At 39.7% G+C, this 14,067-nt stretch carries 14 protein-coding genes and 1 tRNA gene; 7 read left to right on the forward strand and 8 right to left on the reverse strand.

The annotated features are described in order from the left end of the window. Positions 1-29: 29 nt before the first annotated feature. Complete coding sequence (locus FJR06_RS19180) at positions 30-413, forward strand: hypothetical protein (protein WP_148760914.1); 384 nt, start codon at positions 30-32, stop codon at positions 411-413. A 50-nt stretch (positions 414-463) separates the two neighbouring features. On the opposite strand, the gene FJR06_RS19185 is transcribed toward FJR06_RS19180, so the two are convergent. Then, entirely contained in the window at positions 464-1,333 is an 870-nt protein-coding gene (locus tag FJR06_RS19185) for a CPBP family intramembrane glutamic endopeptidase (RefSeq protein WP_174783503.1), read from the reverse strand. Between the two features lie 197 nt (positions 1,334-1,530). Continuing rightward, positions 1,531-1,956, reverse strand: a complete 426-nt coding sequence (locus tag FJR06_RS19190) for an AbrB family transcriptional regulator (RefSeq protein WP_015081404.1) — start codon at positions 1,954-1,956, stop codon at positions 1,531-1,533. 1,234 nt (positions 1,957-3,190) lie between these two features. Here FJR06_RS19190 and FJR06_RS19195 point away from each other — a divergent pair. Further along, positions 3,191-4,186: a succinate dehydrogenase/fumarate reductase iron-sulfur subunit gene (locus tag FJR06_RS19195; protein WP_174783504.1), complete on the forward strand. Its 996-nt coding sequence runs from the start codon at positions 3,191-3,193 to the stop codon at positions 4,184-4,186. A gap of 196 nt (positions 4,187-4,382) precedes the next feature. Here the strand turns inward: FJR06_RS19195 and FJR06_RS19200 are convergent, their stop codons facing one another. The 4 genes from FJR06_RS19200 to psbX form a co-directional block, all read right to left on the reverse strand. Beyond that, on the reverse strand, positions 4,383-4,907 hold the full coding sequence (locus FJR06_RS19200; protein WP_168652068.1) for a PD40 domain-containing protein: 525 nt from the start codon (positions 4,905-4,907) through the stop codon (positions 4,383-4,385). Between the two features lie 109 nt (positions 4,908-5,016). Next, entirely contained in the window at positions 5,017-5,574 is a 558-nt protein-coding gene (locus FJR06_RS19205; RefSeq protein ID WP_015081408.1) for a TolB family protein, read from the reverse strand. A gap of 32 nt (positions 5,575-5,606) precedes the next feature. Next, positions 5,607-6,554, reverse strand: coding sequence for a Ycf66 family protein (locus tag FJR06_RS19210; RefSeq protein WP_168634360.1), 948 nt, complete (start codon positions 6,552-6,554; stop codon positions 5,607-5,609). 151 nt (positions 6,555-6,705) lie between these two features. Then, positions 6,706-6,825: a photosystem II reaction center X protein gene (gene psbX / locus FJR06_RS19215; protein WP_015081410.1), complete on the reverse strand. Its 120-nt coding sequence runs from the start codon at positions 6,823-6,825 to the stop codon at positions 6,706-6,708. 370 nt (positions 6,826-7,195) lie between these two features. Here psbX and FJR06_RS19220 point away from each other — a divergent pair, with 370 nt between their 5' ends. Beyond that, positions 7,196-7,483, forward strand: a complete 288-nt coding sequence (locus FJR06_RS19220) for a YggT family protein (protein WP_015081411.1) — start codon at positions 7,196-7,198, stop codon at positions 7,481-7,483. 165 nt (positions 7,484-7,648) lie between these two features. Here FJR06_RS19220 and accC read toward each other — a convergent pair whose 3' ends face one another. After that, positions 7,649-8,995: an acetyl-CoA carboxylase biotin carboxylase subunit gene (gene accC / locus FJR06_RS19225; protein WP_015081412.1), complete on the reverse strand. Its 1,347-nt coding sequence runs from the start codon at positions 8,993-8,995 to the stop codon at positions 7,649-7,651. 281 nt (positions 8,996-9,276) lie between these two features. Here accC and FJR06_RS19230 point away from each other — a divergent pair. Further along, positions 9,277-9,359, forward strand: a tRNA-Leu gene (locus FJR06_RS19230). Between the two features lie 201 nt (positions 9,360-9,560). Next, positions 9,561-10,175: a chorismate lyase gene (locus tag FJR06_RS19235; protein ID WP_015081413.1), complete on the forward strand. Its 615-nt coding sequence runs from the start codon at positions 9,561-9,563 to the stop codon at positions 10,173-10,175. Between the two features lie 407 nt (positions 10,176-10,582). Here FJR06_RS19235 and FJR06_RS19240 read toward each other — a convergent pair whose 3' ends face one another. Continuing rightward, the gene (locus FJR06_RS19240; protein WP_168652069.1) at positions 10,583-11,632 is read right to left on the reverse strand and encodes a tetratricopeptide repeat protein; all 1,050 of its coding nucleotides are present in this window, start codon (positions 11,630-11,632) and stop codon (positions 10,583-10,585) included. 313 nt (positions 11,633-11,945) lie between these two features. Between FJR06_RS19240 and ccsB the strand changes: the two genes are divergently transcribed. Next, positions 11,946-12,983 carry a c-type cytochrome biogenesis protein CcsB gene (ccsB, locus tag FJR06_RS19245; RefSeq protein ID WP_148761016.1) on the forward strand — a complete coding sequence of 346 codons (1,038 nt, stop codon included), beginning with the start codon at positions 11,946-11,948 and terminating at the stop codon, positions 12,981-12,983. Between the two features lie 194 nt (positions 12,984-13,177). Beyond that, positions 13,178-13,864 carry a sterol desaturase family protein gene (locus FJR06_RS19250; RefSeq protein ID WP_371724275.1) on the forward strand — a complete coding sequence of 229 codons (687 nt, stop codon included), beginning with the start codon at positions 13,178-13,180 and terminating at the stop codon, positions 13,862-13,864. The last annotated feature ends 203 nt before the right edge of the window (positions 13,865-14,067 follow it).

Genomic DNA, 14,067 nt, shown 5'->3' on the forward strand with positions numbered 1-14,067 from the left:
CAATTACCAATTACCAATTACCAATTACTATGCTAGGTACATTTCAACAAAGCCAAATCCGTATTGAAATCGCAGCATCAGCCAATGCCATTCATGACAGTATTTTGCATCCTGCACAACTAAAAAAATGGCTATTGGGGCAAAGTTTCCCCCCAGAAATGCCCACAGAATTACCGTCAGGATTTGAATTTACTACTCACACAGGGCCCATATCCATTCATCATCGAGTAGACGTAGTAAAACCCAATTGTCTGCGCTTACTACTGAGTGGAGGCATTGACGGCTTTCACGAATGGTACTGGGGAGAAGGCTGGATACAATCCCGTTTAGAAGGCATATCCATCCTACCCCTAAACTTAGGACAAACCCTGAGCTTAGTCAGCTTACGCCAATTCTTAACCACAATCAAGTAATTCTTCCATTCTTTGCGCCTTTGCTCCTTTGCGACTTTGCGCGAAAAATACTAATTAACAATTTCAGACACCCATAAAAGCACTACCCCCACCGCCAAAACACACATAATTCCTGTTAACCCCGCGAGGGGTTTTTTATTGATACCTGTCACCCATGCAGAAACTTTATCCGTATAGGTGATTAATCCTGCTGTATCTATAGTAGCGATCGCCCATACCCAACCAGCATGAAGTCCCCAAGCTATCCCTAAATTATGCCCATCAGCTAATCTGGCTAATACCAATACCATACCCATGAGCCATAATCCAGGCAGTTGAGGAAGAGTTTCTGTTTGTTCCCAGACCAAATGTAAGACAGCAAAAATCAAGCTAGAAATAATTGCAGCTAACCAAATTGAATAATTCTGTTCTAATTGAGTGAATATAAAGCCCCGAAATACCAGTTCTTCGATTCCCCCCACAAACAAAGCCACTAGGGAAATTGTCAATAAACTAGATGGTATTAACTTGAGATGAGATTTTTCTAAATAGCACCAACCGGCGCAAATTTGCCCAAAAAATACGGTAGCTAGACTGAAAACACCCAAGCCAAAACCTAGCAATAAAGAAGCGAAAATAGAAACTTCCCCTACTAATCCATAATCAGGGAAAGAACCTAATTTCAACCATTGAAATCCCCAGAGAATTAGGGGTACTAATAAATAGAGAGATACTAATAAAGGAATTTTTTGCTCAGGTTGTAAAGATTTATGTATTTGCCAATTTAAGGTAATGGCTAAAATTGCTACCAATGGCAACCAGCAACCTATCCAAACCATAAAAAAAGCCATGACCAAAAATACTGGTGTATCTTTGATAAACTCCAGCAAAGGATTGGCCGATAACTCTAAAAATGACAGCGCAATAGACATAAAAAACATGACTAACTTCCTGCAACAACAGATTTCTTGATTATTCATCAAGACTCTACTAGAATTTGTGACTAATGGAAGAGGCCAAAACGTTTTTTATGTCTTATGCCACTGAAATTATTTAACTACAGCTACTAATTAGCGGTAGCTTTAGGGATAAATTTTTCAGCATTAAGGGAAAAACTAGCCCTGATAGGTGAAAAAATTTATTCTTCTGCGTCTGATTCATCAGCACCATCATCTGACTGGGTTAATTGTTTGTCACCTTCACCAAGTTGAATTAAGTGAATATGTTTGTAACCTAGTCTAATTTCAAATTCATCACCGGGCTTTAGGTTCATCGCTTTGGTGTAAGTTGCACCAATCACAATTTGACCATTTTGATGAACACTAACCCGGTATGTCGGTTCGCGGCCACGTCCATCTTTTGGTGCTTCTGGGCTGAGGGGAATGCCTCTAGCTGACAATAAAGCATCATAAAAATCTGTTAAATTAACCCGAACTTGGCTATTTTTAGTAACGGTGTAATAACCACATTGCTTTGCTCTTTCCCGACGTGGTAAAGTGGAAAGTTCTTTAACTTTCGCTAGTAATGTTTTTCCAGTTAATGGGGCAGTTGCGGTTTCAGCCATTATGTTCTAATTTTCCTTAATCTCTTCAAATTGATAGCGTAGCATGGCGTTAGCCATTTAAAAATTTTCTTGTGAGTCCAGTATTGAGCAATCAGCGCAACTGGACTTCAGAAATAAACAAAACATGAGGGTGATGGGTGAATTCCTGCTGATATGGAAGCAACGAATGACTCTATCATAGTTATCTATAATAGGTTTCTAAGTCATAGTTACCACAAACATTTATTTCAGTAATTTTACTGCGCTTTTAACCATCATTGGCCATCAGAAATTAAATTATTTTCTCTTTGGGCGCTGTTGTATCGGTGTAACTTCAAGCCACCTTTACAAATCAGGTTAGTTCTACTCCAAAAAAGTCGTAGAGCCAATAAATTACAGGTTTTTCACATTCACTGCCAATCTTACTTGCTTTTGAGTTATCGGCTTGCACCTAATTCTCTTCTTTAGCTGAAGATAGCATAGTATTTGTATGTGGTCTAACGAACATACACCCTTTTATTCTGCCAGTAGAGACATGAATTTTCCAGTCTCTACATTACGAGTAAACTTAGAAGTGTTAGCCGCGCTTATGCGGTTATTGTCTCTAATTTTGTTAGTTCGTAATTTTCTATTAAATACTAGCATGAAATAATAATAGCAAAATATTTTTTGAATTTAAAATTCATATTTCGGTTAAATTTTGATCTCACGCGCTGGAGTTGAGGAGGTAAAATGCAGTAGAGATTTTCCCAAGGCTTCATACTGTCATGAGGAGAATGTCAAGACTTTTATGAAAGTTAATCTAATTCCGACTAGCTTTCTTGGAGTGAATCAGTTAAATTCTAGAGTTTCTATGGCTTCGCTACGCCAGCTATCAGTGACTAGAAACAAAAACCGGGGTGGAAAATCCCCATTATTGATCACCGTCAGATTCAAAGCTCTCGTCAGATTATCTACGTCTGTCTAGGGGAAGAATAAATTTACCACATCTATGGGGTATTTGATAGCCATGAGGAAAGATGTTCACTTGCTTTAACACTTCTATATATTTAAAGATGTAGAATTTTGATAACTAGGGCTTGACGAAAGAAGTATTAAGTGTAAAGGATTAAGGGTGAAGGCTGCGGTCAAGTCAAGCATAAGAGAAAATGTCTGTTTATACTTCATGCTTTGGACTTCATCCCTCCCTAGCTTCATGATTTTGAGGTGGGTAAGGCATAGAGAAGATTTGAACCCAAGATTTGGATTGATAATAATGGAAGTTATTTTTAAGATTACTCGACAACAAGAAAATTCTCATCCTGTTTTCAAATCCTACGTTTTGGAGGTAGAACCAGGGAATACTATCCTGGATTGTCTCAATCAGATTAAGTGGGAACAAGATGGAACTTTAGCATTTCGCAAAAATTGCCGCAATACAATTTGTGGTAGTTGTGCTGTGCGGATTAATGGGCGTTCTGCTTTGGCTTGTAAGGAAAATGTGGGGAGTGAACTGGCTAGACTGGAGAAAATATCATCATTGGCAAATCAGTCTCAGGCTACTCCAGAAATTACAGTTGCACCTTTGGGGAATATGCCTGTAATTAAAGATTTGGTTGTGGATATGAATGGTTTTTGGAATAATTTGGAGAAAGTTGCCCCTTATGTAAGTACAGCAAGTAGACAAGTTCCCGAAAGAGAGTTCTTACAAACGCCTCAAGAGCGATCGCTTCTTGATCAAACAGGCAATTGTATTATGTGTGGGGCTTGTTATTCTGAATGTAATGCTCTGGAAGTCAATCCTGACTTTGTTGGTCCCCATGCCTTAGCTAAAGCCTATCGCATGGTGGCAGATTCCCGCGATAGTAATACAGAAGAACGATTAGAAAACTATAGCGCAGGAACTCAAGGAGTTTGGGGTTGTACTCGTTGTCTATATTGTGATTCAGTTTGTCCTATGGAAGTTGCCCCATTAGAGCAAATCACCAAAATTAAACAGGAAATTCTGGAACGCAAAGAAGCGAGTGATAGTCGAGCAATTCGTCACCGTAAAGTTTTAGTAGATTTAGTCAAACAAGGTGGTTGGATTGATGAACGTCAATTTGGGATGCAAGTAGTTGGTAATTATTTGCGCGATTTACAAGGATTACTTAGTCTTGCACCTTTAGGTTTAAGAATGCTAGTCAAAGGCAAATTTCCCCTTTCCTTTGAACCATCCCAGGGTACTGAGGAAGTGCGATCGCTCATCGAATCTGTACAAAATACTGATTAATTGATTCTATATTCTGGGCGCACGCCTTGCGCCCCTACTTGACTCTTCATTCTTCCTTTTATCTTTCTTACTTCCTTCTTCTTCTTTCTTTTCTCCTGACTCCTGACTCGGTGACTCCTGACTCCTGACTCCTGACTCCTGACTCGGTGACTCCTGACTCCTGACTCGGTGACTCCTGACTCGGTGACTCCTCTGACTAACTGGGATCTTGAGGAATATTCAATTTTCGCCCAAAACGGTCATAAACTAAAATATCCCATTGTCCATTATTGCTATATTCAAACGCAATTCTACTACCATCAGCACTAATAGTAGGATTGCGGACTTCTCCTTGGATATCACCAGCTAAATTTCGTAATTGACGCACATCTCGATCATAAAAAACAATTTGTGTTCGTCCTTGACGACTAGCAGCAAAAACAATGAATTTACCATTATCAGATGATGCAGGATGGGAAGCAATCGTATCAAAAGAATTTAAACCTGGTAAATCCACCAAATTCCGAGTCACCGTATCAAACATATATACATCTTGACTGCCTCGGCGATCGCTCGTAAACACCATATATCTCCCCGAAATTTGCGGATTTAACTCCGATGAAAAACTATTAAGACTCCTACCCCCAGAATCAAATGGGTAACTGAGTAACCGCGGATAGCCAAAACACCCAGTTAATAGAGTTGAGCATAAAATTAAAATAATTAATAATTTATAATTCATTTAGAGAACAAGGAACAGAGAACAAAAGCAGAAAGGGTTAATAAACAAACCAATTACCAATCCTGAAAATCCTTAAATCCTGGACATCCTGATTCAGACAAAATAAATTTTAATTGGTATTCACCGTTGCACCATTAGGAATATCTAACTCAATAGTTGGACCCCTATCGAGAACTTCAATATCCCATTGTCCACGACCAGCAGATTCAAACGCAACATAACGCCCGTCAGGACTAATAGTAGGATTTCTCACCCAACCACGAAAAGTGGGAGTCAGAATTTGTGAATTTTGCGAAGCCCGATCATAGAGTGCTACAACTGGTCTACCTTGATCACTGGTAATATAACAAATGTAGCGTCCTGTATAACTCAAACTAGGACTTTCCGCAATTACAGATTGTCGGTTTAAGCCCGGTGTGGGCATAAAACTTTGATTTTCTAAATCGTATACTAACAACTGCTGACGACGAGAACGATTGGAAATAAAAGCCAAAAAACGGCCATTACCACTCATTGCCGGTTGTTCTTCAGTATATCGGCTATTCAGAGAAGTTACTCCCATCGGGATATTATCAGCAGCACAAGATATTAGTAAACTTGTCAGTCCAAAAATTAGGCTCCAATAAATAGACTGTTGGAGCCAGAAGCTAGGTGTAAATGTTTTCACATTACTGTTTTCCGTCGTCCACCCCAAATGTTTTAAATATCGTCATCAAAATCGGAATTATCCGGCTCATTATTGGGCTTATTAATGGGATTGTATGGTACATAATCCGTTGGTATAGCCTCATCATCATCCTGTCTTCTAGGCGGAACTGAGTCTCTGGGAGGACGACGTTTTCTGGGTCTAGGAGTAGGAGCAACATCATCCTCTCGGCTTTCTGGGCGTTGGGGGCGATTATTACCGCTATTACTGTTATTACCGCTATTATTGCGACGTGGTGGTTTTCTTACTTCATCTTGAGAATTTGCACCTTCCCAATCATCAACTTGTCTGGGAGCAGAACCCCAATTTTCATCTGTATTACTCTCGCTGGGACGACCGACTGAACGCCCAGAATTAGGACGACGCTTTCTTTCTCCTGAATCTGGTCTTTCCCTGTTCCGTGGGTTTGGTGAACTGCGTGGAGCTTGATCTTCGTAATAGTCATCACGGGGAGAACGTTCATCTCGACTACCCCGAATTCTCGGACGTTGAGGAGCTTCTTCCTCTTCTTCATAAGGTAGCGGTTCTAAATCTGCATCCATCTCAGCTTGATAATTGCGCCGCTCAGAATAAGAATATTTCCTGCTAACCTCGCGTTCATCGTCCACAATGGGAGTATTGCGTTTAGCTTGTTGAGTAGCGATACTCCGCAGACGAATACTTTCAACCGCAAAAAATACCGTAGAACCTACCAAAAGCAACTGACCAAATTGTAAAATTGGATCAAGTCGCCATCCTTGGAAGACAAGAATAAAGCCGCATAATAAGCCAACCGCTGCAAAAAAGATGTCTTGATCTCTTGACAGTTCTGGCCGGACAGTCCTAAGAAAGTACAGTGCTGCTCCAGCTACAGCCAGGAAAATTCCCAGAATACTGGCTGAGTTCGCTCCAAAATTTACCTGAGCTAAAACACTGGCTGAGTTCAGCCCAAAATTAACCATTGGCGTTTTCCTAATATCAAATCTATATTAACGAGTTACACTTACCATCACTATTTTAACCAGTCATAATATTGTAGAAGAAGAATACTGGAGTTCAGAAGTCCAGGAGAAAGGAGAAGACAATTCTTCCCCAGTCCCCAGTCCCTAAGAATTAAAAACGTTGGATTTTATCTTTTTGGCTAATGAAAATTAGACCAATGGTAGCAGGGATAACGACAATCGCAGTCCCAAAAACCAAACTCCAAAGAAAATTTGCTAAAGAGGGTGTCATAGTTCTCAACCTTTTTTTACACAGTTTATTCTCATTTTAATCCTGGATTACTTTCTTGAAAAGTAGAACAGGATTATCTATCCAACTTGGTATCTACTTGATTGATGATCCCAAGTCAATAACTTTGTTTTTCCATTCTCACAATAAAATGACACCATTTAGTTAAAAGAATGCAGAATTTAGAATTTAGAATTTAGAATTACGTTTTGCAACGGGGATTTTACCCCGACGCAAAACCCGCTGCTTGTAGAAGCAGGGGACTTTAACCCCCAAAGGTAAGTTAAAATTAAAAAAGAATGCGTTACAAAACTTAAAATTTCTCAACTTAGGTCTAAGTTGAGGATGTTCTCACAAATATTAGCTAAACAAAATGACTGGTGTTAACTTGACTACTTGGATTCTTGGCCCCTTTTTGGGAGTGATGACGTTTTTATTTATTTTCCGCATTATTCTGACCTGGTATCCCCAATTCCATCTCAACCGTTTACCTTTTAGTCTGATCGCTTGGCCGACTGAACCCTTCTTAATCCCGTTGCGGAAGTTAGTACAACCTATTGGTGGTGTAGATATTACCCCGATTATCTTAGTAGCGATTTTTAGTTTTATTCGGGAAATTTTACTAGGTCAGCAAGGGTTACTGACCATGTTATATAGGTAATAGGAGTCAGGAGTCAGAAGGAAGGAGTCAGGAGTCAGGAGTCAGGAGTCAGGAGTCAGGAGGAAGAAGGAAGAAGGAAGAAAAAATTTTTCCCCAAACAACTGACAACTAACAACTGACAACTAACAACTGACAACTGACAACTGACAACTGACAACTGACCAATTATTGCATTTTCATATCCTGAACAAAGCTGGTGTAAATATTACCCTGCAAAAATTGGGAGTTTTCCATAATTTTTTGATGAAAGGGAATGGTTGTCGGGACTCCAGTAATGGCACATTCTCTCAATGCGCGTTTCATGCGGGTAATTGCTGTAGCTCGGTCTGGTCCCCAGACAATTAATTTGCCAATCAGGGAGTCGTAATAAGGGGGAATGTTGTAATCCGTGTATACGTGGGAATCAATCCGCACTCCTGGTCCTCCAGGTGGCAGATAACCAGTAATTTTACCGGGGGCTGGGCGAAAATCATGATCTGGATCTTCGGCGTTAATGCGACATTCAATAGAATGTCCTCGAAGAACCACTTCTTTTTGTGTCAGCTTTAGTCTTTCCCCTTGAGCAATGCGAATTTGTTCAACTACTAAATCTATACCAGTAATCATCTCTGTAACTGGATGCTCAACTTGGATGCGGGTATTCATTTCCATGAAATAGAATTTACCGAATTTGTCTAGAAGAAATTCGATAGTTCCAGCACCGCTGTAGTTAATAGACTGGGCAGCTTTAACGGCAGCCTTTCCCATTTTTTGCCGTAAATCTGGATCAAGAGCCGGACTAGGGGCTTCTTCTAGGAGTTTTTGGTTACGACGCTGAATTGAACAATCTCTTTCACCTAAATGGATCACGTTACCGTAGTTATCCGCTAAAATCTGAAATTCAATGTGCCGGGGACGTTCAATAAATTTTTCTATATAAACGCCTGAATTACCAAAAGCTGCTCCTGCTTCCCCTTGAGCCGCGAGGAATAGTCTCACAAATTCATCTTCGGAACGGACAAGCCGCATTCCTCTACCACCACCACCGGCGGTAGCTTTAACCATTACAGGATAACCAATTTTTTGAGCGATCGCTAATCCTTCTGCTTCTGATTCTACTAACCCTTCACTACCGGGAACTGTGGGAACACCAGCTTTTTGCATGGTTTCTTTAGCGGTGGACTTATCCCCCATCAGCCTGATAGATTCGGGTGTAGGTCCAATAAAAGCAATATGATGGTCTGCACAAATTTCAGCAAATCTGGCATTCTCTGATAAAAAACCATACCCAGGATGAATGGCACCGGCATTGCGCGTTAATGCAGCAGCAATAATATTGGGAATATTCAAATAACTTTTACTGCTGGCAGGTTCACCAATGCAAACGGCTTCATCTGCAAGTTGGACGTGCAGCGCGTTTCTGTCAACAGTGGAGTGAACAGCAACTGTGGCAATTCCCATTTCTTCACAGGCACGGAGAATGCGAAGGGCTATTTCTCCTCGATTGGCAATTAATATTTTATCAAATTTCATTTTCGAGTTGCGATATCAGTACCAGTAGATTGACATTTTCTCCTATCCTGTTGACATAAAGCGGTTGCATTACTGCAAATCGTGACAGGAGATTCCCAAACCTCATTCTTAGCAGACTATTGGATTATGTGGCATCTTTGCTAGACCTCTTAATATGACTTGTGCTGTAACTATATTTCTGTTAGTCTCATACCCATTCAAAAAATATTTGGGAAATATTGGAAAAATATTGTATTTGAGAGATTTTTTTATGTTATACTCTAATCTGTGTTCAAAACCGCGCGGATGTGGCGGAATTGGTATACGCGCACGCTTGAGGTGCGTGTGGGCATAGCCCTTGCGAGTTCGAGTCTCGCCATCCGCATTTTTGAATGTAAATAACCCGCTGTTATGTCAGAAACATGATTATAGCAGCGGGTTTACATTTTTTAGGGAACAGGGAACAGGGAACAGGGAACAAGAGATGGAAAGAATTTTCCCAATAACCAATGATTGACCAGCTTCTTCTAGTGATGCTGGTTTTTGTGCTATTCATAGAAATATATATAAACTTTTGTAAAGAACATTGACTACTACTTTTAATCCCACAAATGATTTAATCTTACCCAGCGCTTGGCATTGTCTAACTCCCATTTGGCAAGGTGGGGAGGAAGCTATTAAACGCGGGTTACCTCACAGTCAGTTAGCTCCTACTTGGCAATTATTGCTTTTGGGTGATGGTTCTCCGACTCGACACGTCCAACTATTGACGGGTGAACCAACGGAGGTAGATGTAATTGATATGTCAGCAATTGGCATGAATACTGATAATGCACCAACTATGATGCAGATGCTACCGGGCCCAAGAGTGCGCCGACAGGTTTGGGTCAGAACTGCTTCCGGTCAGCGGTTATATTATGCTGCTTCTTGGTGGGAAGCAAGTCATGTAGATGAGTATTTACAAAACAAGTCTTTGCCGATTTGGGCAAGTTTAGCGCGGTTACGAACTGAGTTATATAGAGATGTTCAAGGTATTTATTATGGTAACTCAGAAGCGTTAGAGTCGGGTTTTCAAGAAAAGGGGCCTTTTTGGGGTCGCCATTATTTGTTTTGGCATCATGGACAACCGCTGACTTTGATTTATGAGGTTTTTTCGCCTTTTTTAACTAAATATTTAGGCGCTATGAATTATGAAAGTTAATTTTGCCAATCACTAATCTCCAAAACCAGAGAAAGGTTACATCTACAGCAGTTGCGGAAACTAATAGACTTTTAATGTCAAATTTGTGTCATAATCAACCCTAACTGGGGGGAAAATGACTTTTTGACTAAAGGGTGAGTCTTAACAATAATATTCTCTTGGTGTATCCGTGTATGTTAATTGTCAGAATCAGGATATCCAGGATTTAAGGATTTTCAGGATGAAATTAACATTCTTTTCGTGTGTTTCGGTGTGCTATGTTTCGCGCAAAGTGGCAAAGGAGCAAAGACGCAAAGAAGAAATTAACTGTGAGAATAATAGAAAATTATCAAAATTTTATTATTCAATTACAATTAAACATCCTGTTAATCCTTAAATCGGTGGATATCCTGATTCTGACAAAAATACTATTGTTGTAATTCCCTAATTCTATTCAAAGCATCCTGATAATTTTCATTTTTGTCCTGTTGTTGATATATTTTTGCTGCTTGTTGAAAATCAGATATCGCTTGAAATTTGTCTCCTAAAGTAGCGTATGCGTTTCCCCGGTTATAGTAGGCTTTGGCATAGTTAGGATTAATTTTGAGAGCTTGGTTGAAATCTTGTATCACCGCTTGTTTATCTCCTAAAGTATCACGGGCAACTCCCCGGTTGAGGTAAGCTTCGGCATAGTTAGGATTAATCTTGAGAGCTTGGTTATAATCTTGTATCGCTGCTTGTTTATCTCCTAAAGCATCACGGAGATTTCCTCGGTTGAGGTAGGACACGGCATCGTTAGGATTAATTTTGAGAGCTTGGTTGTAATCCTCTATAGCTCCCTTTTTATCTCCTAAATCATCACGGGTAAGTCCCCGGTTGAGGTAAGCTTCGGCATAGTTAGGATTAATTTTGAGAGCTTGGTTATAATCTTGTATCGCTGCTTGTTTATCTCCTAAAGCATCACGAAGATTTCCTCGATTGATGTAGGCATTGGCATCGTTAGGATTAATTTTGAGAACTTGGTTGTAATCTTGTATCGCTGCTTGATTATCTCCTAAATTATAATAAGCCATACCGCGATAGAATAAAGCTTCAGAATTATTAGGAGTAAGGCGAATTACTTCGTCATAAGCTAATATTGCCCCGCGATAATCTCCTATTTCATACTTATCCGCAGCCTGAACTAAGAAATCATCAGCTTTTTGTTTTGTCGTCTTTGGTGGTTCAGATAAACCTTGAGACAGTTGAATTAAAATATTAATAGGAATACCGGAATTTCTTCCAGATTTTACAGTCGCACTAGAGGTATTGATCTTATCAAAATCAATATCAAGTTTAAAATTTCGGTTCTCAACCAGAGTTCCTTCAGCGTGGCTGGGTTGGTTGGTAGTCGCAATTGTCGTTAATGCTGTCAGGGACGCGAGAATAACAATTTGCGTCAACCCTATCCACCCTTGACTAAATAACCTTTGTTTCATAACTTTAGGTAATTTTTGTGATGTTAATTTGATACTGTTATTATAATAAATTATATGTAAACCTGGGTAAGTTTGGGCAACTTACTGACTAAGTTATATTCAAAATGTCTTAACCGTGTAATTCCATAGTAGGGGTTTAGCATTGCTAAACCCCTACACACGTGCTAAACCCCTACACATCTCGGTTTTTAACTAAATATTTAGGCGCTATGAATTATGAAGGTTAATCTTGCGAATGACTAATCCCCAAAACCAGTTAGGATCAAGATAATCGGAATTGATATTTTCAAGCATCCACTGGAGAGAAGTGTTTATGAATCTGGTTGTACTCCAGAACTGGCTAGATAATGCCTCTTTTGCTGTCTTATTCTGTACGATGTTGGTTTATTGGGTGGGGGCGGCTTTTCCGAGTTTATCGGTGACGGCGGCTTTGGGAACAGCCGGAATGGCGATCGCTAATTTGTGTATGGCGACTTTATTAGGAGCTAGATGGATCGAAGCGGGTTATTTTCCCCTGAGTAATCTCTATGAGTCTTTATTTTTCTTGACTTGGGGAATTACTGCTGTCCATTTAATTGCTGAAAATAGTAGTCGTAGCCGTTTGGTGGGTGTTGTGACTGCACCTGTGGCGATGTGCATTGCTGCTTTTGCTACTCTAACTTTACCATCAAATATGCAGGTATCAGAGCCTTTAGTTCCGGCTTTGAAATCCAATTGGTTGATGATGCACGTTAGTGTCATGATGTTGAGTTATTCCGCTTTGATGGTAGGCGCATTGTTAGCGATCGCATTTTTAATTGTTACTCGCGGCCAAAATATCCAATTACAAGGTAGTTCCTTTGGTAATGGCGGTTATCGGAGTAATGGCTATAAACTACTTAAAGCTGGTGAGTTAGTTACATCTACACCCGCTGCGGAAACTAATGGCTTTTCTCTCGTTGAAAGTAATAACAACGGAACTGGAACTGCGGTTTTGGATTTAGTCACAACCACTCCTATTCAAACCACTGAAATTCTTTCACCTCAACGCCTCAACTTGGCTGAAACCCTCGATAATATCAGCTATCGCATCATTGGTTTGGGATTTCCTCTCCTCACAATTGGGATTATTGCCGGTGGTGTTTGGGCTAATGAAGCCTGGGGTTCTTACTGGAGTTGGGACCCTAAGGAAACTTGGGCGTTAATTACTTGGTTAGTTTTTGCCGCTTATCTGCATTCTAGAATAACTCGCGGTTGGCAAGGTAGAAAACCTGCAATTTTAGCCGCTGCTGGTTTTGTTGTGGTTTGGATTTGTTATCTTGGTGTGAATCTTTTGGGTAAGGGTTTACATTCTTACGGTTGGTTTTTGTAAGTTCATTTTCCCCCTTTTCTTTTGAGAGGGGGGGGTTCGCGCAAAGACGCTAAGGAGCAAAGGCGCAAAGAAAGAACTATAATAATTCATGTTGTTTTATAAATACATAACCAGCCCTTATGCTCCCTAATTTGACGCAATTTGGTATCTCCAGTTTGTTTATGTTTTTCGTTCTTTCGACACGATACCTGATTGTGTCTTCGCTGCTTTATTGGTTACTTTGGGTTCGTCGTCCCCAGTCTTGGGAAGTTCGTCGTCTTCATGATCTGGATAGACGGAAGAGTAAAATGAAAAGCGAAATCAAATGGTCTCTCTTTTCCTGTCTTATTTTTGCTTTACCCAGTGCTTTTATCATGGAAATGATCGCATTAGGACAAACAAAAGTTTATATAAATCCTATCCAATATGGCTGGGTTTATTTGCCAGTAAGTCTGTTTATATATTTGTTTATCCACGATACTTATTTTTATTGGACTCATCGCTGGTTACATATTCCTAGCATATATCGCCGCTTTCATAAGGTGCATCACGAATCTATTAACCCTACTCCCTGGACTTCTTTTTCTTTTGATCCCGTTGAGAGTATGATAACGGCAATTATTATTCCTATTTTGGTTTTTATTATTCCTATTCACATTAGTATGATCATTTTATTGCTAACATTAATGACGATATTTGGCGTTGTCAATCATACAGGTTATGAGGTTTATCCCCGTTCCTGGATGCGTGGTTTTTGGGGGAAAAATTGGATTACTCCAACTCACCATACTCTTCATCATCACAAGTTTAATTGTAATTATGGTCTTTATTTTCGGTTTTGGGATCAGTTGATGAATACAGATGTGATGGTGAAAACGCCATTTATTCTGAAGAAAAAATAGAAGTAATAACTAATGTGGTATTGTGGTTGAATTTTTATTCAATAAATTCTACATCAACAGATGAACACTGTTCTAAATAATCACAAGTAACAGCTACTAATGAACCAAACAGAAATAGCCTGCTTTAAATTCATATCTTTGATACCTCATTTTTTTAGCAAACATGGAATCAACCGATCTGTATGTGTAGTTTATTATTTCTT

Origin of the sequence: Dolichospermum sp. UHCC 0352 (genome assembly GCF_009711925.1) — a bacterium.
GTDB classification, from domain to species: Bacteria; Cyanobacteriota; Cyanobacteriia; order Cyanobacteriales; family Nostocaceae; genus Dolichospermum; species Dolichospermum lemmermannii.